The sequence below is a fragment of the Sorangium sp. KYC3313 genome, from assembly GCF_052075895.1.
In the GTDB taxonomy this organism is placed as follows: Bacteria; Myxococcota_A; Polyangia; order Polyangiales; family Polyangiaceae; genus Sorangium; species Sorangium cellulosum_B.
Genome location: NZ_CP197255.1, coordinates 2,546,610 through 2,568,382 on the forward strand (window position 1 = coordinate 2,546,610; position 21,773 = coordinate 2,568,382).

Sequence of the window (21,773 nt, forward strand, 5' to 3'; positions counted from 1 at the left end):
CCATGTAGCGATGGACCGCAAGAGACAGGAGGAACCATGAATCGTTCGACCCGCGTCGCGCTCGCGTTGCTCTTCACGGCTGCCTCGCTCGGGAACACCGGCTGTCAGTCGCAGGATCTGCCCATCGGCAGCGGTGAGCCCAGCCCCGACTCCAGCGCGGCCGCGCTGCTCGTCGCGCACTGGGATGGATACGTCGAGAACTTCAAGTTCCGCTCGGGATCGGACGTGATCCAGATCGACATCGACACCGTGGAGGGCGCATCGATCCAGGGGAAGGTGCGCTTCGGCACGGGAGCCGCCATCCCCCCGGCTGTGGATCCGGACGTGGGCTATCCCACGTCGATCGGGCCGGGCGACTACTACGATACCGAGCTGCCGTACGAGGGGTTCGATTTCACCATGCTCGATGCGCAGCTCACCGACCGCCGGCTGCATTTCGCCATCGATCCCCGAGAGCTCTGGACGGGCTGGTGCGAGCTTCAGACGTCGTACCTCATCCAGCCAGACTCGGACGCCTACCTCTGCATGCCCAACGGGGGGTGGGGAACAGGGGCCGCCGGCTGTACCCAGGACGGGCAGCCCGCCGACTGCGGATACATCGCGCTGTGTAGAATAGGCGTTTGTGATTGTGATGCATCCGGGTGCACCATCGATGCGCGCAACACGGTCGCCTTCGATTTTGTCGTCGACCAGCAGAGGGCAGACGGCAGCATCGTGTTCGGGAGCGCCATGTACAACGTCCGGCTGACGCGCGACCCCTGACGGCGAGCCGCTCGGGGACCGGCCGCCTCGACGACGCCGTCATGGTGTGCCGCGCCGTCTGGCACACCGAGGCCCCACGCCCGCGCGATCCGGGCCGAGATCGGCGGGCGCATCGACCGGACGCCCAGGGCATGCCCGTTGCAACTCGCCCGGCATGCCTCGGCGCTTATCCCTGGGTCTTGGCTTGCTTAGCTCCCTTCTGCTCGCCGCAGGCTGCTCCGGGAAGGTGGAGCCCGCAGGCTCGGGCGGCGGGGACCCGGGCGGAGGCGGTTCGTCTGCGGAGACCGGCGGCGGTGGCGGCGGCGGGCAATTGCCCGTCCGGTGCCTGCTGCCGGCGGATCCGGGTCGGTGTGACGCGGCGTTCCCGAAATACCGGTACGACCCGGCCGCCGGCGCGTGCAGGGAGTTCACCTACGGCGGCTGCGAGGGCAACGAGAACCGCTTCGATTCCCTCGCGGCGTGCGAGGAGGCCTGTCGGGGCGAGCTGCCCGACATAGGCGTCTGCAACGCGCCGAGCGATTGCGTCCTGGTGTCGCGGGGCTGCTGCGGCGCCTGTGACACGGCCGTCGCCGAGAACTTCAGGGCCATCAACCGCGCCGGGACGAAGCTCAACGAGATCATCCAGGGGTGCGGGGGCGTCGCGTGCGGCGCGTGCCCGGAGGTCACCGAGGCGGAGCGCACGACCCAGTACTTCACCGCCACGTGCGAGGCGGGGCGCTGCGTCGTCCTCGACGTGCGCGAGTCGCCGCTGACGGAGTGCGCGGTCGACTCGGACTGCGCCCTGCGCGACGGCCTCGGCTGCTGCGAGGGGTGCGACGGGACAGGCATCGTCGCCCTCCACCAGAGCGCGGAGCTCGATGCCCTGGTCTGTCCCGCCGGCATGGGCGCGTGCCCTCCGTGCGCGCCCGTGTTCCCGGACGGCATGACGGCGGTCTGCTCGTCGGGCAGGTGTCAGCCGCAGATGCCCCCGACGCCTTGAACGACGCGGGACGACGAGGGACGACCAGCGCTCCCGGCGTGCGTGGTCAGGCGCTGTCTCGTGAATCGTGGATAAGGCACTTTCCTGCGCCCACCTGGGCGCCTTTCCAGTCTCGACGCGTCATCGCCGCGCTGCGCCGATTCCGGTGAACAGCTCCGGCGCATTGGGTGGGACCGACGGAACCGCCGGGGCCGAAAGAACCGCCGGAACCGACGGAACCGCCGGGGCCGAAAGAACCGACCGCTCCACCGTCGCCTCGCATTGACGCTGAGCGCCTGGCCCCGATAGCCTGTTCCATGGAGCGCTCGTAGATTCTTCTTTCTTCGAGCTCATTCACGAAGGAGCTGCCCGTGAATCGAAGCACCCCGAGGATGCTGCTCGCGGCCATCGCGCTCTCCAGCGCGGCCGCGTGCTCGGGAACGTCTGGAGACGGCGGATCGGACCCGGGCGACGGCCCCGGCCCCGGTCCCGGCCCCGGCCCCGGTCCCGACCCCAGCGCCCAGTGCGCGCCCGGCGTCACCGCGCCAGGCCCCACCCCGCGCCTGACGCGGCTGACGCACGCGCAGTACGACAACACCGTCCGGGATCTCTTCGGCAAGGACATGAAGGCCTCGGCGGCGTTCCTCGCGGACCCGGCGTTCGAGGGGTTCAACAACAACGCCAAGGGGCTCCTCGTCTCCGACCGCCTCGCCCGCGATTACCGCCGCGCCGCGGAGACCATCGCGGCCGACGCCGTCGTCGACCAGGCCGTGCTCGGCAAGATCGTGCCGTGCGCGCCGGAGGGCGACGGCGCGACCTGCGCCCGGCAGCTCATCCGGGAGCTCGGCAAGCGCGTCTACAGGAGGCCGCTCTCGGCGGAGCAGGAGGAGGCGTACGTCGCCGCCTACGCCCGCGGCAACGGCCTCTTCGACGCGGGCACGCCGTTCGAGCAGGGCGTGCGCCACGTCATCGAGGCGATGCTCCAGTCGCCGCACTTCCTCTACCGCATCGAGCTCAGCGAGGCGCTCGACGGCGGGGGGATCATCCCGCTCGACGCCTACGAGGTCGCGACGCGGCTCTCGTACCTGCTCTGGAACAGCCTGCCCGACGACGCGCTCCTCGAAGCGGCGGAGGGCGGCGCGCTGGGCACGCCCGAGGGCATCGAGGCCGAGGCGCGGCGCATGCTCGCCGACCCCAGGGCCACGAGCGCCCTGGACGACTTCCACGCCCAGTGGCTCCACATGAGCCGTTACGCGGATCTCTCGAAGGATCCGGCGCTCTACGAGGACTTCGACGCGAGCGTGTCCTCGGCCATGGCGGCCGAGACGAGGCAGTTCATCCGGCACGTCGTCCTCGAGATGGAGGGCGACTTCAGGACGCTGATGACGGCGCCCGTCGGCTTCGTGAACGACAGGCTCGCCCCGATCTACGGCGTGGAGGGGTCGTTCACGAGCGAGCTCGTGGAGACGCCGCTCGACCCGGCGGAGCGGGCGGGGCTCCTCACGCAGGCCGGCTTCCTGAGCTCGCACGCGTTCTTCAACAAGAGCTCGCCGATCCACCGCGGCGTGTTCATCCAGCGCCAGATCCTCTGCACCGACCTGCCGGACCCGCCGGCGAACATCAACACGACGCTGCCGCCCATCCAGGGCGAGATCAAGACCACGCGCGACCAGGTCGAGGTGCACACGTCGCCGGACGCGTGCAACAAGTGCCATGGCGTCATCAACCCGCCGGGCTTCGCGCTGGAGCACTTCGACGCGGTCGGGCGCTACCGGGCCGACGAGGGCGGCGAGCCGATCGACGCGACAGGCACGATCGCCGTCGGAAAGGCCGAGATCCGCTTCGACGGCGCCGTGGACCTCGCGACGCAGCTCGCGGAGAGCCCCGTCGCGCAGCGGTGTTATCTGACGAACTGGTACCGCTACGGCAATGCGCGCCAGCTCTCGCGGGAGGACGCGTGCACGGTCGCCGAGCTCGACGCGAAGCTCGGCGCGTCCGGGTACAACATCAAGGAGCTGCTGGTCGCGCTCACGCAGACGAAGACGTTCAGGTACCGGGCCGTGGAAGAGGTGGACCAATGAATCGCAGAACGTTCTTGCGGGGCGCGTGCGGGGTGATGCTCGGCCTGCCGCTCCTCGAGTCGCTGCGCCCGCGCGACGCCAAGGCGGACGCGAGCGCGCCGCGCCGGTTCATCGCCTTCTTCATGTGCAATGGCGTGAACATGGCCAAGTTCTTCCCGAGCACGCAGTACGGCGCGCTGACGGCCGCCTCGTTCGGGGCGACGCGGGCCATAGCGCCCCTCGCCGCGTACCGGGACAAGCTCTTGATCCCGCGGGGCATCCACATGGTGCCGCGCGGCTACGGGTTCGACCCGACCGCGGGCGACGATCACGCGAAGGGGATGGGCTGCAAGCTCACGGCGCAGCCGCTCGTCCAGGGCACCCAGTACGCGGCGGGGATCTCGCTCGACCAGTTCATCGCGAACAAGATCAACCCGCCGGGCACGCCCGCGCTGACGCTGATGGTCGGGGCGAAGACGCCGAACGTGCGCGGGCACATCTCGTACACCGGAAGCGAGCAGCCCGTCGGCGGCGAGAACAACCCGTGGCTCGCGTACCGGGACCTGGTCGGCGGGACGGATCTCGAAGAGGAGGCGCTCGTGCGGCTCACGAAGCGCCGCGAGAGCGTGCTCGACCTGGTCTCGGTCGAGTACGAGGCCCTGCTCAAGAAGAAGCTCAGCAAGGCCGATCGCGACAAGCTCGACATGCACTTCCAGACCGTGCGCGACCTCGAGGTCGGCATGGGCGGCTCGGGGATCATCCCGCGCGAGCTCTCGCCGGAGCGAGCGGCGGAGATCGAGGCGATCGACCCGGACACGGTGGCGTTCGACGCGGAGTTCAAGAAGGTCGGGCGGATGCAGATGGACATCCTCGCGCTGGCGATCGCGACCGGCGCGACGCGATCGGCGACGCTGCAATGGGGCTCGGGCGCGGCGGGGCCCGTCTTCAAGTGGGATGGGATGGCCCACGAGTACAACCACCACAAGCTCTCGCACGGGAACACGAGGGACGACGACACCGGAAACGCCGTCGACGGCTACGAGGAGATGCTCTTCAACATCGATCGCTGGTTCATGGGCGAGTATGCCTACCTGCTCGACCGGCTCGCGGGCTACGAGGAGGGCGGGGCGACGGTGCTCGACAACAGCGCCGTCGTGTTCATGAACGAGCTCTCCGACGGCCTACGCCACGATTTCCGCGACCTGCCGTACATCATCGCGGGGAGCTGCGGCGGCTACTTCAAGACGGGGCAGTACATCAAGGTGACGCGGCAGTCCAATACGGTGCAGGACAAGGACGCGCCCCACAACAAGCTGCTCACGACGCTCGCGAACGCGGTCGGCTGCACCGAGGAGGGCGGGGGGCCGATCACGAACTTCGGCTCCTTCGGCCAGCCCGGCGAGATCGACGAGCTCAAGGCCTGATCCGGCGAGAGATTTCTACTGGTTTGAAGCGTCGTAGTTGAGGTTCGGGCGGAGCCAGCGCTCGACCTCGGCGACGGTCATGCCCTTGCGCGCGTGGTAGTCGACCACCTGGTCGCGATCGATCTTTCCCAGGCTGAAGTACCGGGCCTCCGGGTGCGCGAAGTACAGGCCGCTCACGCTCGATCCGGGCCACATCGCGAACGACTCGGTGATCTGGATGCCGGTGCTCTTCTCGACGTCGAGCAGCCGCCAGAGCGTGCCTTTCTCGGTGTGATCCGGGCACGCGGGGTACCCCGCCGCGGGCCGGATGCCGCGGTACTTCTCCTCGATGAGCTCGGCCTTGGTCAGGTCCTCCTGCCGGCCATAGCCCCACTCGTCGCGCACCCGCTTGTGCAGGCACTCGGCGAACGCCTCGGCCAGGCGATCGGCGATCGCCTCGGCCATGATGGCGTTGTAGTCGTCGTGCACCGCCCTGAACCGCTCGCACAGCTCCTTCAGGCCGATCCCGGCGGTCACCGCGAAGCCGGCGATGTGGTCCCGGAGGCCGGTCTCCCTGGGCGCGATGAAATCCGCGAGCGACCGGTTCGGCTCGCCGCTCTCCTTCGCCGTCTGCTGGCGCAGGAAGTGAAGCCGATCGAGCACCTCCGTGCGCGTCCCGTCCGTGTACACCTCCACGTCGTCGCCCACGGCGCTCGCGGCGAAGAAGCCGTACACGCCGCGCGCCGTCAGCAGCTTCTTCTCGATGATCGTGTCGAGCAGCGCGTTCGCCTCGGAGAAGAGCTGGCGCGCCTGCTCGCCGTACTTCTCGTGCTCCAGGATCCGCGGATAGACGCCCTTCAGCTCCCACGTGTGGAAGAACGGCGTCCAGTCGATGTACTCGCGCAAGGTCGCGAGCGGGAAGTCCTCGAGCACGCGCGCGCCGGTGAACTCGGGCACCGGCAGATCCTCGGCGCGCCACTCGATCCGCGTCCGGTTCGCCCGCGCGGCCTCGAGGGAGACGAGCTTGTGCTTCGGCGCCGCGTGGAGCCGCCGCAGCTTCTCGTACTCGGCGCGGTGCTGGGCGACGAACGCCGCCTTGCCCTCCTCGCTCAGGAGGCTCGTCGTGACGGGCACGGCGCGGCTCGCGTCGACCACATGCACGACCGGCTCGCTGTAATGCGGGGCCACCTTCACGGCGGTGTGCGCCTTGCTGGTCGTCGCCCCGCCGATCAGGAGCGGCAGCTTGAAGTTCTGCCGCTCCATCTCGCGGGCGACGTGGATCATCTCGTCGAGCGACGGCGTGATTAGCCCGCTCAGGCCGATCAGATCCGCCTTCTCCTGCCTGGCGCGCTCGAGGATCTTCTCGCACGGGACCATGACGCCCATGTCGATCACCTCGTAGTTGTTGCACGCGAGCACGACGCCCACGATGTTCTTGCCGATGTCGTGGACATCGCCCTTCACCGTGGCGAGGACGATCTTCCCCTGCGTCTTCACCGCCTGTCCAGCGGCGGCCATCGCCGCCTTCTCCTCCTCCATGAACGGCGTGAGGTACGCGACGGCCTTCTTCATCACGCGCGCCGATTTCACCACCTGCGGCAGGAACATCTTGCCCGCGCCGAAGAGATCTCCGACGACGCTCATTCCATCCATCAGCGGGCCCTCGATCACGGAGAGCGGGCGGCCGAGCTTGGCGCGCGCGTCCTCGGTGTCGAGTTCGATGTACGTGTCGATGCCCTTGACCAGCGCGTGCGACAGCCGCTCCTCGACGGTGCCTTTGCGCCACTCCTCTTCTTTCTTCTCGGCCGAGGCGGCGCCGGCGCTCCTGGCCTTCAGCGCTTCGCCGAAGTCGACGAGCCGCTCCGTGGCGTCCGGGCGCCGGTTGAGCAGGACGTCCTCGACGAGCTCGCGGAGCTCCGGCTCGATCTCCTCGTACACCTCGAGCATGCCCGCGTTGACGATGCCCATGTCCATGCCGGCCCGGATGGCATGGTAGAGGAACGCCGAGTGCATGGCCTCGCGCACCCGGTTGTTGCCGCGGAAGCTGAACGAGATGTTCGACACGCCGCCGCTGACCTTGGCGTGCGGCAGGTTCGCCTTGATCCAGCGGGTGGCCTCGATGAAGTCGACGGCGTAATTGTTGTGCTCCTCCATGCCGGTGGCGACCGTGAGGATGTTCGGATCGAAGATGATGTCCTCGGGAGGAAACCCCACCTCGTCGACGAGGATGCCGTAAGCGCGCTTGCAGATGCGGATCTTGTCCTCGTAGGTGGCGGCCTGCCCTTGCTCGTCGAAGGCCATGACCACGACGGCGGCGCCGTACTTGAGGACGGTCCTCGCGCTCTCGCGGAACTTCGCCTCGCCCTCCTTGAGCGAGATGGAGTTCACGATGCCCTTGCCCTGCATGCACCTGAGGCCCGCCTCGATGACCTCCCATTTCGACGAGTCCACCATGAACGGGACCTTCGCCACCTCGGGCTCGCTGGCCAGGAGCAGCAGGAAGCGCGTCATCGCGGAGACGCCGTCGATCATGCCCTCGTCCATGCAGATGTCGATGACGTTGGCGCCGTTCTCGACCTGCTGGCGCGCGACGCTCACCGCTTCCTCGAACTTCCCTTCCTTGATGAGCTTCGCGAACTTCGGCGATCCGGCGACGTTGGTGCGCTCGCCCAGGATCATGTAGACGCCGGGCTGCTGCGTGAACGGCTGCGAGCCGGACAGGCGCAGGGGGATCGGCGGGCCGGACGAGGCCGCGCCGCCGGGCGGGGCCTCCGCGGGGGGCCTCGGGTCGAGGGCGCGCGGGGGCTTGCCGGCGAGCGCCTTGGCGATGGCCGCGATGTGCTCGGGCGTGTTGCCGCAGCAGCCGCCGGCGATGTTGAGGAGGCCTGCGTCCGCGAAGCCGCCGATGTGGCGCGCCATGTCCGGCGGCTCCAGATCGAAGCCCGTGGGGGAGAGCGGGTTGGGCAGGCCGGCGTTCGGGTAGCAGGAGATCGCGGCGCTGGACTTCTCCGAGAGGTCGGACAGGAACGGATACATCAGGTCCGGGCCGAGCGAGCAGTTCAGCCCGATGGCGAGCGGGTTCACGTGCTTCACCGCGTTCCAGAACGCCTCGACCGTCTGCGCGGAGATCATCGTCTCTCCGCCGCGCCCGACGGCCGCCGAGATCATCACCGGCAGGGTCTTGCCGTCCTTGTCGAACACCTCTCGAATGGCGACGAGCGCGGCCTTCGCGTTGAGCGAGTCGAAGATGGTCTCGACCAAGAGCACGTCGGAGCCGCCGGCGATCAGGGCGCGGATCTGGTGGACGTACGCCTGTTTCACCTGATCGAACGTCACGACGCGGAAGCCGGGGTCGTCGGCGTCCGGGGAGTTGGACAGGGAGACGGTGAGCGGGCCGATGGCGCCCGCGACGAACCGCTGCCGCCCGTCGGCGTTCGCCACGCGATCGGCCCATTCGCGGCACTGCCGCGCGGACTGCTCGTTGATCTCCCAGGCCAGGTCGTTGAGGAACGGGTCGTCGATGATCCCTTGATAGAAGGCCGGGTCCTTCCGCCCGCCGTGCTCGCGCGGGTCGTCCACGAAGAACTCGCTCTGCGTGATGCTGGTCGCGCCGAAGGTGTTCGTCTCGATGATGTCCGCGCCGGCCTCGAGGAACCGCCGGTGGATATCGCAGATCATCTCCGGCTGCGTGAGCGAGAACAGATCGCCGTTGTTCAGCAGGTCTTTCTTCGAATCCGCGAAGCGCTCGCCCCGGATGTCGGCTTCCTTCATCCCGTAGGTGCGGATGGTCGTCCCCATCGCCCCGTCGATGATGACGATGCGGCTCTGGAGGAGCTTCTGGAGTGGATGAAGGGGAGGCGTTGTGTTGTTGGACGGCATGATCAGCCTCGCTTGGCGCTCTTGGAGGGACCGGGGGTCGGCTTGTCGGCGATGGCGAGCACGACCTGGAAATGGGGTTTCTTCGTCTCGCGGCACGCGACTTCGGACGCGACGACATCGAGCTTCACGCGGGTGAGCATGGCGCGGATGTCGGAGGGCGAGAAGCCGGGGTGGCGCTCGCCGTAAGGCACGGTGATCTCCCGCTGCTGGTGCGCGTCGAGCGACAGGATGACCACCCGACCGCCCGGGCGGAGCACGCGGGCGCACTCTTCCAGCGCCCGCGGCGGGTCCTCGGCGTAGGTCAGCGTGTGAAACACGAGGACCGAGTCGAAGGAGGCGTCTCCGAACGGCAGCGCGTGGACGTCGGCGACCTCTGCGCGGACGTGGGGCTGGGTCGAGAACCGCTCTCTCGCGGCCTCGATCATCCGGCTGCTCGAGTCGACGCAGGTGAGCGAGCGGCAGTACGGCGCGAGCGCGCTGGCCGCCGCGCCGTCGCCCGACCCGACGTCGAGGACGTCGCCGAGGCGGAGCAACGCGGCGATGCCGACCGCGAGCGACTGCCATGTGCGGCCCGGGGAGTAGTGCCTCTCCATCTCGCCGGCGAAGGACTCGGGGAGGCCGCCGCGCCGCTCGGCGTCGAGCTCCAGGAGGCGCCGCTGGTCGCCTTCCAGGGTCGGGTCGGGCGATTTCGTGGCCTCATCGAGGAGGGCCTTCGCCGTCCCGGGCAGGGTGTCGACCGCGAGCGCATAGAACGACTGCGGCCCCTGGCGCCGATCCCGCACGAACCCCGCCTCGCGGAGCCGCCCGAGGTGCGTCGAGACGCGCGACTGCGCGATGCCCGTCACGCGAACCAGATCCGTCACCCGCAGCTCGCGCTCGCGGAGCAGCACGCAGAGCCGTATCCGGCTCTCGTCCCCGAGGAGGTTCAGCGTCTCGATGTATTCGGAAAGACTCATGTATTCATGTATCTAGATGCGCGAATGTCATAGAGGCGCCGGCTGCCGGAGTCAAGCGCGCCAGTGCCGGAGGTGCACCGAGCGCTGGCCGCCGAGCTGAGCCCGAAACACGGGCGGGGCCTTGGCCATCCGCTGTCCAGGACGATCCGGCCGCGAAATTGTCTTGTATAGCGTCATGTGATCCGTTATGACGGACGAATGTCTCCCTTCCTTGGAGCCACGTGGACGTTCGGCGCGCACTCGGGGACCGCAGGAGCGTGCCGTCGAGCAGGCGCTCCTTGCTGTTGCTGTAGTTAGCCGCATGCGCCGTGGCGCGAGCTGCGGTGAGGAGAACAGCGAGGCAGCGCACCGGCGTCCCGGTGACGCGCCACGCTGCCGTTCGTCGTGACGGCCGAGCCACGCGGCTCGTCGCCGTGCGAGTTCGCCCTTCTCGTGGCGCGTCCGGCTGACGTTTGGCCAGGGCGCGAGCCGAGGTGTCCCTCCGGGATCACGGCGGAAGCTCGTATCCAACGACGTTCGACTCCGGCATGCGGCGCTTCCAGCACTCCCAAGGAGACAGGTATGAAGCGGTTCTTCGAACGTCACCGATGGATTGGTTCAGCGCTCGCGACCGGGCCCTGGTTGCTCGCCACGCTGCTCGGCCCGATGGGCTGCGGGAGCGACGACGACTCGGGCAGCGGCGGCGGCGCCGCTCAGACGAGCACCTCGAGCGGCGGGCCGGGCGGTTCCACGAGCGGTGCCGGCGGCGGTGGCAACTCGGGTGAAGCTGGCGCGACCGGCGAAGGCGGCGGTGCCGGAGGTGCCGGCGGTAGCGGCGGTGCCGGAGGTGCCGGCGGTAGCGGCGGTGCCGGAGGTGCCGGCGGCAGCGGAGGTACGGGCGGCGGAGATGGCGGTGCCGGCGGCACGGGCGGCGGCGGTACGGGCGCCGGTGCGGGCGGCGGCGGTGCCGGCGGCACGGGCGGCGGAGATGGCGGTGCCGGCGGCACGGGCGGCGGCGGTACGATCGTCGAGTTGCCCAACATCGTCACGATCGTGGCCGACGATCTGGGCTTCTCGGACCTCGGCGCGTTCGGCGGCGAGATCAGCACACCGAACCTCGATACGCTCGCCGCGGAAGGCCGCATCCTCACCGGGCACCGCTCCGGATCGCTGTGCGCGCCGACCCGCGCGATGCTGGTCTCGGGCACCGACAGCCACGCCGTCGGGCTGGGCCGCATGGGCGGCGGCACCGGACGGCAAGCAGGGCAGCCCGGCTACGAGGGCTACCTGACCGACAACGCGCTGTCCGTCGCCGAGATCCTGAGAGACGCCGGCTACCATACGTACATCGCCGGCAAGTGGCACCTCGGCGACACGGAGGATCAGAGCCCTCCGGCGCGCGGCTTCGAGAAATCGTACGTCCTGCTCCCCGGCGTCGCGACGTTCTTCAACGAGTTCGCCGACCCGCCGACGACCGCGCAGGCTCGGCTCTATCGCGAGGACGGCGTGTACACGCAGCCGCCGCGCGACTTCTACGCGACCGAGCTCTACACGGACAAGCTCATTCAGTACATCGAGAGCAACCGCGCCGACGGCAAGCCGTTCTTCGCGTTCGCGACGTACACCACGCCGCACTGGCCGCTCCAGGCGCCGCCGGAGTACATCGACAGGTACCGCGGCCGCTACGACGCGGGCTACGACGCCATCCGCGAGCGGCGCCTCGAGCGGCTCAAGAGCCGCGGCGTCATCCCCGGATCGTTCACGCCGAATCCCCGCTTGCCGAGCGGCGGCAGCAACCCGAAGACCTGGGAAGAGCTGACGCCGGAGGAGCGGATCTACGAGGCGCGGCGCATGGAGATCTACGCCGCCATGGTCGAGAACCTCGACGCCAACATCGGCAGGTTGATCCAGTACCTCAAGCAGGTCGGCGAGTACGAGAACACCTTCATCTTCTTCCAGTCCGACAACGGCGCGGAAGGTGGCAATCGCGAGGGCTTCGCCGCCACCGACCCGAGCCGCTCCGGACCGGTGGTGAACACGCTCGAGAACCTGGGTCGACCGGGCTCGTACATCGGCGTCGGACCCCGCTGGGCCGAGGTGAGCGCCACGCCGTTCCGGCTGTGGAAGAGCTACACGACCGAAGGCGGCATCGCCGTTCCGGCCATCGCACGGCTGCCGGGACAGCACCAGAGCAGGCCGCAGTTCGACGGGACCACGCACGTGATCGATTTCCTGCCGACCGTGCTCGAGCTGGCCGGTGTGCCCAATCCGGGGAGCACCTACAAGGGCAGGGAAGTCGAGCCGATCAGCGGGCGCTCGATCCTGCCGGTGCTCGAAGATCGGGCGACCGGCCTGCGCGCGCCCGGGGAGACGTTGATCTGGGAGCACGGCAACCACCGCTACGTGATCCGCGACAACTGGAAGCTGCTGTGGCTCAGCGCGCCTTATGGTCCGACGCCGCGCGCCTGGAGCCTGTATGATCTGGCCACCGACCGCGGCGAGATCAACGACGTTTCCGCGGCTCATCCGGACGTGGCGGCCGAGCTCGCCGCCGCGTGGGCGCAGTACGCCACCGCCCGCGGAGTCATCCTCACCGAGTAAACGCGCACCCTGCCGCACGCGAGGCCCGGGCGTCTCTGCGCGACCCGCGTCTCGCGGCGGCGCTCGCCTCCGCTCCGCACATGGCCGATTCCCGACTCGTTCGCTCGTGGCCCATCGCTGTCCTGACCCTGGCGCTCGTCGGGCTCGTGGTCTGGCGCGCGCCCACGAGCGCGTCCTCGCGCACGCCAGCCGACGCCTCCACGGCGAGCGCTCCGGGGGCGAAACCCGGGGCGGCGCGCGGCGGCGCCTCAGGCGGCGCCGCCGAGGCCTCGCCGGCTGCCGCGACGCCGGTCGGCTCGGCGGAGCGCTCGCCGGAGCGCGCGGCGGCCGGCTTCGTCGGCAGCGACCGCTGCGCGCCGTGCCACGCCGAGGAGCACGCCGCGTGGCAGGGCTCGCAGCACGCGCGGGCCATGCAGCACGCGACCGCCGCCACCGTGCTCGGGGACTTCGACGGGGCGCGCCTGCGTTACGCCGGGCAGGTCCACCGCTTCGATCGCCAGGGCGGGAAATACTGGGTCACCACGGACGGCCCCGATGGCCAGCTGCACCGCTATGAGGTGCTGTACACCTTCGGCGTCGAGCCGCTCCAGCAGTACCTCGTCGCTGGCCCGGGCGGACGCTTGCAGGCGCTGCCGTTTGCGTGGGACGCGCGCCCTCAACCACGCGGTGGGCAGCGCTGGTACCACCTGCACGAGCGCGACGACGTGCGCGCCGGCGACGTGCTGCACTGGACCGGCGCCAGCCAGAACTGGAACCACATGTGCGCCGAGTGCCACTCGACGCATGTCACGAAAGGGTACGACGCGGCCGCGGATCACTTCACCACCACCTGGTCCGAGATCAGCGTCGGTTGCGAAGGCTGCCACGGCGGCGGCGCGCGCCACCTCGACTGGACCAAGGCGAGGACGCCCGACCCCTCGAAGGGCCTCGACGTGCGCTTCGACGAGCGCAAGGACGCCACGTGGACGCGGCTGCCCAGCGGCACCGCGCAGCGCGGCAAGCGCGCCTCGAGCGGCACCGAGAGCGCCACGTGCGCGCTCTGCCACAGCCGCCGCGAAACGCTCTCGCAGCCGTTCCGGCACGGCGCGCCGCTGCTCGACAGCGTGGCGCTCGAGCTGCTGACCGCGCCCTTCTACACGCCCGACGGCGTGATGAGCGACGAGGTCTTCACCTACGGCTCGTTCCAGCAGAGCAAGATGGCGCATGCCGGCGTGACGTGCAGCGACTGCCACGAGCCGCACTCGGGCCGTCTGCGCGCCGAGGGCAGCGGCGTGTGCGCGTCCTGCCACGAACCGGCGCGCTTCGATGTCCCCGCGCATCACCACCACGCCGCGGACGCCGCCGCCGCGGACGTCCCCGGTACGCCCGGCGCGCTCGCCGCTCCGCGCTGCGTCGATTGCCACATGCCGGCGCGCACGTACATGGGTGTCGACGTCCGTCACGATCACGGCTTCCGGGTGCCTCGGCCGGATCTCTCGGTCCGCCTCGGGATCCCGAACCCATGCACCGACTGCCACGCGCGGAAGCCCGCGAGCTGGGCCGCCGACGCCGTGCGCGCCTGGCTCGGCCGCCCCGCGCAGGGCTACCAGACCTATACCGAGGTCCTCGCTCTCGCGCGCACCGCGCCCGGCGACCCGGCCGTCGCCGCTGGGCTCCAGCGGCTCGCGACCGACGGCGCCCTCCCCGGCATCGCGCGCGCCACCGCGCTCGCCTCGCTGCGCGCCGCCCCGACGGCCGCGTCGCTCGCCGTTCTCGGCGCGGCGCTCGCCGATCCCGACCCGTTGTTACGGCGCGCTGCGCTCAGCGCGCTGGAGGGCTATGACCCTCGTCGCGCCGCGGCCGTCGCCGCGCCGCTCCTCGCCGATCCCGTGCGCGGCGTGCGCGTCGAGGCCGCGCGCGTGCTCGCGGGCGTCGACCTCGGCGCCTTGCCCGAGCGCGCCGCGCAGGAGCTGGACGGAGCGTTGCGCGAGTACATCGTCACGCAGACCCTCCACGCCGATCGGGCCGAGGCCCAGAACAACCTGGGCCTCGTCTTCACCCGCACGGGCAAGCCGCGCGACGCCGAGCACGCCTACCTCGCCGCGCTTCGCATCGAGCCCGGCTACGTCCCCACCTACGTGAACCTCGCCGATCTCTATCGCGAGCTCGGCCGCGACGCGGACGGCGTCGCGCTGCTCCGGCGCGGGATCACCCGCCTTCCCGAGCAGGCCGAGCTGCTCCATTCACTGGGCCTGGCCCTGGTCCGGCGAGGCCACCAGGATCAAGCGCTGGAGCCGCTGAAACGCGCCGCCGAGCTCGCGCCAGAGCAGGCTCGCTTCCAGACCGTCTACCAGGCCGCGCTGACCGCCCAGCGATCTTCCACTTCGGCTGCTCACGCCCAGCCTCGTCTCGGACGGCCGTGAGCTCCTCGGCCCCCAGCGGTCACCACGCTGGTCGTGAACGTGAGCTCGTGCCTGTCGCATGGCACGCCCCCTGCAGCCGGGCTTCGCCCTGAAAAGGAGCGTTGCCTGTCATGACGAAGCGACCTTCTCGGCGGACCTTCCTCCACGCCGCGGGCGCCAGCCTCGCGCTCGGCGCGTGTGCGGGGAGCGCGCAGCTGCGGCAAAACGCTACATCCCCGGGCGCGGGCGCTCCGGAGCCTCCCGAGGGGCCTTCCTCCGGGGCGCCGGAGGAAGAGGACGTCGCGCTGCCGGCGGGCGGCGTGATGCCGACGAGGACCCTCGGGCGGACCGGCGTGAAGGTCAGCCTCCTCGGCCTCGGCGGCTACCACATCGCGGTCCCCAGCGACGAGCAGGAGAGCATCCGGCTCGTTCGCTTCGCGATCGATCACGGGGTCACCTTCCTCGACAACTGCTGGGATTACCACGACGGCAAGAGCGAGGAGCGCATGGGCAAGGCGCTTCAGGACGGATACCGCAGCAAGGTCTTCCTGATGACCAAGCTCGACGGCCGCACCCGGGCGACCGCCGAGGCGCAGCTCGAGCAGTCGCTCCGGCGGCTGCGCACCGACGTCATCGATCTCGTGCAGATGCACGAGATCATCCGGATGAGCGATCCCGAGCAGATCTACGGACCCGGCGGCGCGATGGAGGCGCTCGTGGCCGCGAAGAAGGCTGGCAAGATCCGGTTCATCGGCTTCACGGGGCACAAGGACCCGGACATCCACCTCGCCATGCTGAAGACGGCCGAGCGGCAGGGTGTCCCGCTCGACACCGTGCAGATGCCTCTCAACGTCCTGGACCCCCATTACCGGAGCTTCGAGAAGGCGGTGCTCCCGGTGCTGACGCAGCAGGGCATCGGGGTGCTGGGGATGAAGCCGTTCGCCGGCGGGGAGATCGCGAGGGCGGGCGTGGTCTCGCCGACGACCTGCCTGCACTATCCCATGAGCTTGTCGACGTCGGTGGTCATCACCGGTTGCGACAGCCTGGGTGTCCTCAAGCAGGCGCTCAAGGCGGCTTACACGTTCCAGCCGCTCGGCAGCGAGCGCGTCTCGGCGATCCTCGCGCACACCGCCGAGCTCGGGGCCAGAGGAGAACACGAGCAGTTCAAGACCACCGAGCGCTTCGACGGCACGACGAGGAACCCCCACTGGCTGACGACCGCGAACCTCTGAGCGGGAGCCCTGCGGGGGCTCCCAACGCAAGCGGGGGCAAGCCTCGCCACGGACGTCGCCGAGCAGGCGCCCTGCTCCTCCGCCGACGCCCCGCGCGCGCCAGCCGCCGCAGGTGCCCGAGCGTGTGGATTTTCTAGCTCTGCTGCGGGAAGTCAGCCGGGGAAGCGAACCGCGAAGCCGCCAAGGGCGCCAAGAAAACCGGGGAATAGGGGGGGATGCCCGGACGGCCTCCTTCCCCTCTCCCCTTGGCGTCCTTGGCGGCTTGGCGGTTTTTCTGCCGATCCGGGGCAACTTCCCGCAGTAGTGCTAGCCCCACAAGAGAGAGCGCCGCCGATGGCATCGATCGATTGTTGATATGCCGTCGCTTTCCCGGGAGAGTGAATGAATCAGGGTTGCATGTCCGACATGGCCGACCGCCTCGCCGCCCAGGCGCGGGCCCATGTCCGATATGCTGGGGTGCCTGGTCGAGCAGGCGCGGGCCCATGTCCGATATGCCGGGGTGCCTGGTCGAGCGGTAGTGCTCAAATTTGAGCAACGGGCACCGGTCCGCCTTGACGCCTGAAACATCGACTGCGGCAACCAGCCGCCTGGAGCCCCTGCATGCCCGACGTGTCTGATACTGTGGTCAACGAGGCGCCCCTGCGCAGCCTCATCTTCGTGTCTCTGGACCCCTCCTGGGCCGATCAGTACCGACGCGCCGCGCCAGAAGAGCGGCGCGCGATGTTGGGGAGGGGCGCGAAGCTGGTATGCCGGCGGGAGATGGTCACATCGAGTGATCTATCTCAGGCTTTAGCGTGTGGACCTCGCCACATCCTGGACACGTTACCTGGCCACCTCTCAGAAGCTGCCCAAGAGTGAGCCGCATGTTCCTTTTGCAGCTCGGGCAGTCGAGGTCTACCGGGTCATTCTCCGGGTCGCTGACTTCTACTTCTATCTTGAACATTTCGCCTCCCACGTAGAGGAGACCACATCGTCCAGGCGTCCGCCAGACCGCAGGCGGCTAGGACACTGGTTGTCCTATCTTCGCAGAAACGCCGGGAAACATAGGCGTTTCGTGTTATTTTAAGGGCCACTTAGCAAAGCGCCCCGCCTCGGCTGGAACCCGAGACGGGGCTGCGAACACCGGACGGTGGCCCGCCCGATGCACCTCGCACGCGCATCATGGGCCTCCCTCTGGGGAGAGGCAAGGCCCTTGCATGGCACACGTGCTGCCGATGGCGAAGCGCGTCGAGGTCGTGTCGCATCTCGTCGAAGGAGCGGGCATCCGCCCGACGTCGCGGCTCACAGAGGTCAGCCAACCGGCGATCCTGTCGCTGCTGCTCCGGATGGGGGAAGGCTGCGAGCGGCTGCACAACCGGCTGGTGCGTGACGTCGACTGCGTGACGGTCCAGGTCGACGAGATCTGGAGCTACGTCCAGAAGAAGGAGGCTCGCGTGAAGCCGGGCGACTCGCCCGAGTTCGGCGAGGCGTACACGTTCGTCGGCATGGCGAGCGCGTCGAAGCTTGTGATCGCCTACCGCGTGGGGAAGCGGGACGAGGCGAACACCGCCGCCTTCATCAAGGATCTGCGCGCTCGGCTGGTGACGATCCCGCAGCTCTACAGCGACGGGTGGGCGCCCTACGTCGCCGCGGTCGGTGGCGCGTTCACGCTTGCTGGCTCGGTCGACTACGCCCAGGTGGTGAAGAACTACCGCCGGAAGGGCCGCAAGGACGACGACCACCGCTACGAGCCGCCGCGCGACCCGTTCATCACGAAGACGCCCGTCTTCGGTGTGCCCGACATGAAGCGCGCCAGCACGTCGCACGTGGAGCGGCAGAACCTGACCATCCGCATGCACATCCGCCGCTTCACGCGCCTCTGCAACGGCTTCAGCAAGCGCCTCCCGCACCACAAGGCGGCCGTCGCGCTGCACATGATGTTCTACAACTTCTGCCGCCCGCACGAGGCGCTGCGCGTGACGCCCGCCATGGAGGCCGGGCTGACCGATCACATCTGGAGCATCGAGGAGTTCGTCACGGCGGCGCTCTCCGAGGCGCCGGGGGAGCCCCCGAAGCCCAGGGCGCTCAAGCTGCCCGAGCCGCCCGCAGGGGCGCCTACAGCGCCGGCCAGGGCGCTGCCCAACGGTCGCGGGTTCCTGCGGCTGGTCGGGAGCGCGCCAGCTGTTCCTGTGGCGCCTACGTCCGCTCCGGAGCCCCCGCCGTCAGAGCCGCCCCCTGCGCCGGAGCCGAGGCGGATGGTGCAGCTGTCGCTGTTCGACCCGTCCTAACCGCAGAGCAAGCCACAAAAACCACGTAATTACATACGCTTAGCGTGCCGTGACATACTCGTTCACGGACGGTATGGCGTGCCCCACCAGGGATGGATATTCTGAGGACGTCGCCGTGCGCGCGGAAGCACAACAAGTCGTTCAAGTCAAGCTGTGGCCAGCATGCCCACCATTCCGAAGCTGAAGCGCGCGCAATTTTTGGGCCAAAGATGGGATCTTCCCGACGTAGGAAAAGTCACAGCCGTCGAACCTACGGCGGACCTGCTCGCCCAAGCGGATCGCGTGTGGCCGGAATTTCGTAGAGAGTCCGATCTCCACCGGCACTGGGTATGGAGTGACCTCATGGGTCCAATGGAGGACCGGTTTGCACTCGTGGACAGCGGCGGTCAAGTTGTGTCTCTCTGGTGCAGTCTCAAGAAGCGACCGATCAAGCTGATCGAGGGCACATTCTACAGGCTCGAATATGTTGAGATTGATCCGAGACATCGCGGAAGCTCCCTGGGCGGGTTTACGGTGGGCTTGGCCGCTGCCCGCGCTGTCGAGGCCGGTTGCGACGGACTCGTTCTTGCAGCTCTACCCACGGACGGACTCAAGCGGGTCTACGAACGTCTCGGGGGCGTGCAGCGCTTGCCGTACCGATGGCAGATCGCCAGAGAGCTCATTCCGTTCGTATTCCCGCAAGACGCCATCACCAAGCTGAAGGATCTGACCGATGGATTCATCGACGAAGAAGAAGAAGAGGGAGGAGTTCATGGAGATGATCCGACAGGCAGGACCGCTCCCGACCTCTGCTCTGGCATCGGGAGAACCCCCTAGATCGCACCCGTCGCGCGCAGCCCATCGCGTCGCCGAACTCCTTATTGGAGGGCTGCCATGCATTGAGGACGGCCGCGTTCAGAGGCTAGCTGACAAGATCCAACATCTGACATCGCTGGATCTCCAGGAGGCGAAGCAGGCGAAGCATGGCTAAGGTCTCGGACCTTCCATCGCGCGGCATCAAACAGCTGGGGCTGTCCCCGGCTGTTCGAGCCGCGCTAACAGAGATACAAGCAGAGCTTGCTGACGCTTACAGAGACAGCTTTGTCCAGATGATGCAGACGATGCAATCACAGGCGTCTGCGCTGGACCGAATTCAGAACACATTACGCATTCTTGTAGAGCATATCGAGCCGACGCTTGTGTCACAGTTGCCGCCGGCTGTCCGAGTAGCCGGCGATGGCGAACGGCCAGATCTGGCCAGCACGCTTGTCGTGGCCGATCCTATTGGCGCCGGATACACGCTTAGTCAAGCAAGTCTTGCCAAGGCGCTAGGGCTCACCACAAGCGACGTCTCGCCACTGTGCAAAAGCTTTAAACTTGCTGAAGACGGGGCTTGTGCGGTTGTCGTGCGAAAAGGACAGCGGGCACAAATCGTCAATTACCACCCTCGGGCAGTGGAGCGGTTCAAGCAACTTCTGAAGGACCCGCCAACAGACTTGGATCAAGCTGGAAAGCAGGCGCTGTCTCGTGTGCTGAGGAAGCTTGAGCCGAATAGCACGGCGATGAGCCAGCATGGCGTGGAGGCGACCGATTCTGGCCGCCCATCCGATCCAGGCACAGAAGACGGTATGTAGCGTATAGTAGTGGCGATGTGGCGCGCCGGGCGTGCGTCTACCGGCGCCACCGCTTGAGACGCAGCGCAAGGGCTTCGCGCGCGATCCTGAGCCTAGACGCTGCCGTGCTCGGGTTCATCCTGCGCCGCTTGGCGTACGCGACGAGGCTCTCCGGGCTGTCGACCGAGAGCAGCGCCTCCCGCTGCCACGGCGGCAGGCTGGCCATGGCGTCGAGCACTTCACGCGCCTCGATCTGCGCGTGCAGGTCGATGCCGACGGGCTCGTGCAGGAACCCGAGCGGCGACGGGTGGAGCACGGCGCGGCGCACGTACGCGCTGTTGACGTAGTGCGAAGCGAGGCGCCACGCGATGCCGTGGAGCCACTTGCGGAGCGCGTCCCGGGGCTTGTCGCGAGGGTCGGGACGATAGAGCCCCCGACGGACGGCGTTCCAGGCGTTGAGCAACACCTCGGCTTCCACGTCGCGGCGGTCGCGCTTCGGGATGCCAGCGAGCGTCGCCAGGATGATGCCGCGTTCGGCGAGGATCGCCTCCATCGTCGGCTTCTTCTTCGGGTAGCGCGCGGCAGGCGGGCGTCCGGCCCCCTTCCGCGGGCGCGTCATGCGCTCCTCCCGCAGGTCGGGCACCGGTCGACCGAAGCGAGGCCGCCTAGGAGCTGGTCGACCGAGACGCCGGCCGCCTTCGCAGCGCGGAGCGCTGTCGCGGGGGAGCCGTTGGCCCTGCCGTTCGCGATGCTCTCGACCGCGATGACGGACATGTCCATCACCTCGGCCAAGCAGGACCAGGAGCCGTACGCGGCCCGCAGGCTCCGCAGCGCCGCCCGGAGGCGCTTGCGCTGCGTGGGGGTCAGGGAGAGGCAAGGGGCGAAGCGGCGGCGCTTGGGCACACCTCCGCCTTGCCCACCGTCGGGTGGGATCAGGTATAGCTGCACTGTCGGACCTCGCTGTAACCGGGGTTCGGCCACGCAGCCCGGGGTGTTCCACCACCCGCGGGCTGCACTTCCTTGCGCCGAACGCTACGGACCGAGATCGAGATCCGCCACGCGAATCAGGCTATTTTGAGCACTCCTGCTCAAAGTTGAGCATTACCGGTCGAGCAGGCGCGGGCCCATGTCCGATATGCCGGGGTGCCTGGTCGAGCAGGCGCGGGCCCATGTCCGATATGCCGGGGTGCCTGGTCGAGCACGCGCCGGCCATGTCGTCCGGGCGTTGGGGCTCCTACATGGCGGGGCTCGCCGGCTCCTGCGGCGCGGCCGGGGCTTCGGGTCCCGGCGCGGGCGCCGTGATCGCCGAAGGGGCCGGCGGCCCGAGGTAGAAGAGCGGCTCCTGGATGTCCTCCAGGTGATTGGCCAGCGGGACGGGGGCGTCGCCGCACCGCCGAGGTCTGGGCAGACACGCCCGCCAGGGCGGGTGATGTCGATACGGCGGGCGCCTCCGGCGGGTGCGGCCAAACCGCGGGTCCGCGGCCCGGCCGCGCTCGATTGGCTCCGGCTCACCCTGGTGCCCTTCGAGCGTGAGGACCCGCTGGCGGTGCACGATGTCCAGTGGTGCGCCATGTCAATGAATCACGAACCTGTTCGACGACTCGACCAGGATGGTGGATGGCATGTTCTGTCCGCTGCGATGTGAGATGAGATGCCCCTTGCCTTCCGGAACCCGTTTGTTTTCACTATCCGCCCGAATTGGT

The 21,773-nt window shown here is 68.8% G+C and carries 15 protein-coding genes; 11 read left to right on the top strand and 4 right to left on the bottom strand.

What is annotated here, in order from left to right; genetic code table 11:
- Nucleotides 1–36: 36 nt before the first annotated feature.
- The 4 genes from ACSRUE_RS09970 (at nt 37) to ACSRUE_RS09985 (ending at nt 5,204) form a co-directional block, all read left to right on the top strand.
- Entirely contained in the window at nt 37–762 is a 726-nt protein-coding gene (locus tag ACSRUE_RS09970; protein ID WP_441290789.1) for a hypothetical protein, read from the top strand.
- Between the two features lie 184 nt (nt 763–946).
- Nucleotides 947–1,741 carry a BPTI/Kunitz domain-containing protein gene (locus ACSRUE_RS09975; RefSeq protein ID WP_441290790.1) on the top strand — a complete coding sequence of 265 codons (795 nt, stop codon included), beginning with the start codon at nt 947–949 and terminating at the stop codon, nt 1,739–1,741.
- Between the two features lie 350 nt (nt 1,742–2,091).
- On the top strand, nt 2,092–3,801 hold the full coding sequence (locus ACSRUE_RS09980; protein WP_441290791.1) for a DUF1592 domain-containing protein: 1,710 nt from the start codon (nt 2,092–2,094) through the stop codon (nt 3,799–3,801).
- Entirely contained in the window at nt 3,798–5,204 is a 1,407-nt protein-coding gene (locus ACSRUE_RS09985) for a DUF1552 domain-containing protein (RefSeq protein ID WP_441290792.1), read from the top strand. The genes ACSRUE_RS09980 and ACSRUE_RS09985 overlap by 4 nt, the downstream gene beginning before the upstream one ends.
- Nucleotides 5,205–5,219: 15 nt before the next feature.
- Here the strand turns inward: ACSRUE_RS09985 and metH are convergent, their stop codons facing one another.
- Together metH and ACSRUE_RS09995 are read right to left on the bottom strand one after the other, a co-directional pair.
- Nucleotides 5,220–9,062 (bottom strand): methionine synthase, encoded by a 3,843-nt coding sequence (metH, locus tag ACSRUE_RS09990; protein WP_441290793.1) that lies wholly within the window; start codon nt 9,060–9,062, stop codon nt 5,220–5,222.
- Between the two features lie 2 nt (nt 9,063–9,064).
- Complete coding sequence (locus ACSRUE_RS09995) at nt 9,065–10,018, bottom strand: ArsR/SmtB family transcription factor (protein ID WP_441290794.1); 954 nt, start codon at nt 10,016–10,018, stop codon at nt 9,065–9,067.
- A gap of 561 nt (nt 10,019–10,579) precedes the next feature.
- On the opposite strand from ACSRUE_RS09995, the gene ACSRUE_RS10000 reads away from it, so the two are divergent.
- From ACSRUE_RS10000 to ACSRUE_RS10025, 6 genes are all read left to right on the top strand, one after another.
- Nucleotides 10,580–12,598: an arylsulfatase gene (locus ACSRUE_RS10000; protein ID WP_441290795.1), complete on the top strand. Its 2,019-nt coding sequence runs from the start codon at nt 10,580–10,582 to the stop codon at nt 12,596–12,598.
- 80 nt (nt 12,599–12,678) lie between these two features.
- Entirely contained in the window at nt 12,679–15,000 is a 2,322-nt protein-coding gene (locus tag ACSRUE_RS10005) for a multiheme c-type cytochrome (RefSeq protein ID WP_441290796.1), read from the top strand.
- A gap of 110 nt (nt 15,001–15,110) precedes the next feature.
- The gene (locus tag ACSRUE_RS10010; protein ID WP_441290797.1) at nt 15,111–16,211 is read left to right on the top strand and encodes an aldo/keto reductase; all 1,101 of its coding nucleotides are present in this window, start codon (nt 15,111–15,113) and stop codon (nt 16,209–16,211) included.
- Nucleotides 16,212–17,407: 1,196 nt separating this feature from the next.
- On the top strand, nt 17,408–18,478 hold the full coding sequence (locus ACSRUE_RS10015; RefSeq protein ID WP_441290798.1) for an IS1 family transposase: 1,071 nt from the start codon (nt 17,408–17,410) through the stop codon (nt 18,476–18,478).
- Nucleotides 18,479–18,640: 162 nt separating this feature from the next.
- Nucleotides 18,641–19,294, top strand: a complete 654-nt coding sequence (locus ACSRUE_RS10020) for a GNAT family N-acetyltransferase (protein WP_441290799.1) — start codon at nt 18,641–18,643, stop codon at nt 19,292–19,294.
- 146 nt (nt 19,295–19,440) lie between these two features.
- A complete protein-coding gene (locus ACSRUE_RS10025; RefSeq protein WP_441290800.1) occupies nt 19,441–20,091 on the top strand; it encodes a hypothetical protein in 651 nt (216 codons plus the stop codon).
- 37 nt (nt 20,092–20,128) lie between these two features.
- Here the strand turns inward: ACSRUE_RS10025 and ACSRUE_RS10030 are convergent, their stop codons facing one another.
- The gene (locus ACSRUE_RS10030) at nt 20,129–20,689 is read right to left on the bottom strand and encodes an RNA polymerase sigma factor (RefSeq protein ID WP_441290801.1); all 561 of its coding nucleotides are present in this window, start codon (nt 20,687–20,689) and stop codon (nt 20,129–20,131) included.
- A complete protein-coding gene (locus tag ACSRUE_RS10035; protein ID WP_441290802.1) occupies nt 20,686–20,973 on the bottom strand; it encodes a transcriptional regulator in 288 nt (95 codons plus the stop codon). The genes ACSRUE_RS10030 and ACSRUE_RS10035 overlap by 4 nt, the downstream gene beginning before the upstream one ends.
- Before the next feature lie 266 nt (nt 20,974–21,239).
- On the opposite strand from ACSRUE_RS10035, the gene ACSRUE_RS10040 reads away from it, so the two are divergent.
- Nucleotides 21,240–21,401, top strand: a complete 162-nt coding sequence (locus ACSRUE_RS10040; protein WP_441290803.1) for a hypothetical protein — start codon at nt 21,240–21,242, stop codon at nt 21,399–21,401.
- Nucleotides 21,402–21,773 lie beyond the last annotated feature (372 nt).

Excerpts from the sequence above, each read along its gene's own strand:
- ACSRUE_RS09970 (WP_441290789.1), top strand. The coding sequence starts at position 37 with ATGAATCGTTCGACCCGCGTCGCGCTCGCGTTGCTCTTCACGGCTGCC.
- ACSRUE_RS09985 (WP_441290792.1), top strand. The coding sequence starts at position 3,798 with ATGAATCGCAGAACGTTCTTGCGGGGCGCGTGCGGGGTGATGCTCGGC.
- metH (WP_441290793.1), bottom strand. The coding sequence starts at position 9,062 with ATGCCGTCCAACAACACAACGCCTCCCCTTCATCCACTCCAGAAGCTC.
- ACSRUE_RS09995 (WP_441290794.1), bottom strand. The coding sequence starts at position 10,018 with ATGAGTCTTTCCGAATACATCGAGACGCTGAACCTCCTCGGGGACGAG.
- ACSRUE_RS10000 (WP_441290795.1), top strand. The coding sequence starts at position 10,580 with ATGAAGCGGTTCTTCGAACGTCACCGATGGATTGGTTCAGCGCTCGCG.
- ACSRUE_RS10005 (WP_441290796.1), top strand. The coding sequence starts at position 12,679 with ATGGCCGATTCCCGACTCGTTCGCTCGTGGCCCATCGCTGTCCTGACC.
- ACSRUE_RS10010 (WP_441290797.1), top strand. The coding sequence starts at position 15,111 with ATGACGAAGCGACCTTCTCGGCGGACCTTCCTCCACGCCGCGGGCGCC.
- ACSRUE_RS10015 (WP_441290798.1), top strand. The coding sequence starts at position 17,408 with ATGGCACACGTGCTGCCGATGGCGAAGCGCGTCGAGGTCGTGTCGCAT.
- ACSRUE_RS10020 (WP_441290799.1), top strand. The coding sequence starts at position 18,641 with ATGCCCACCATTCCGAAGCTGAAGCGCGCGCAATTTTTGGGCCAAAGA.
- ACSRUE_RS10025 (WP_441290800.1), top strand. The coding sequence starts at position 19,441 with ATGGCTAAGGTCTCGGACCTTCCATCGCGCGGCATCAAACAGCTGGGG.
- ACSRUE_RS10030 (WP_441290801.1), bottom strand. The coding sequence starts at position 20,689 with ATGACGCGCCCGCGGAAGGGGGCCGGACGCCCGCCTGCCGCGCGCTAC.
- ACSRUE_RS10040 (WP_441290803.1), top strand. The coding sequence starts at position 21,240 with ATGTCCGATATGCCGGGGTGCCTGGTCGAGCACGCGCCGGCCATGTCG.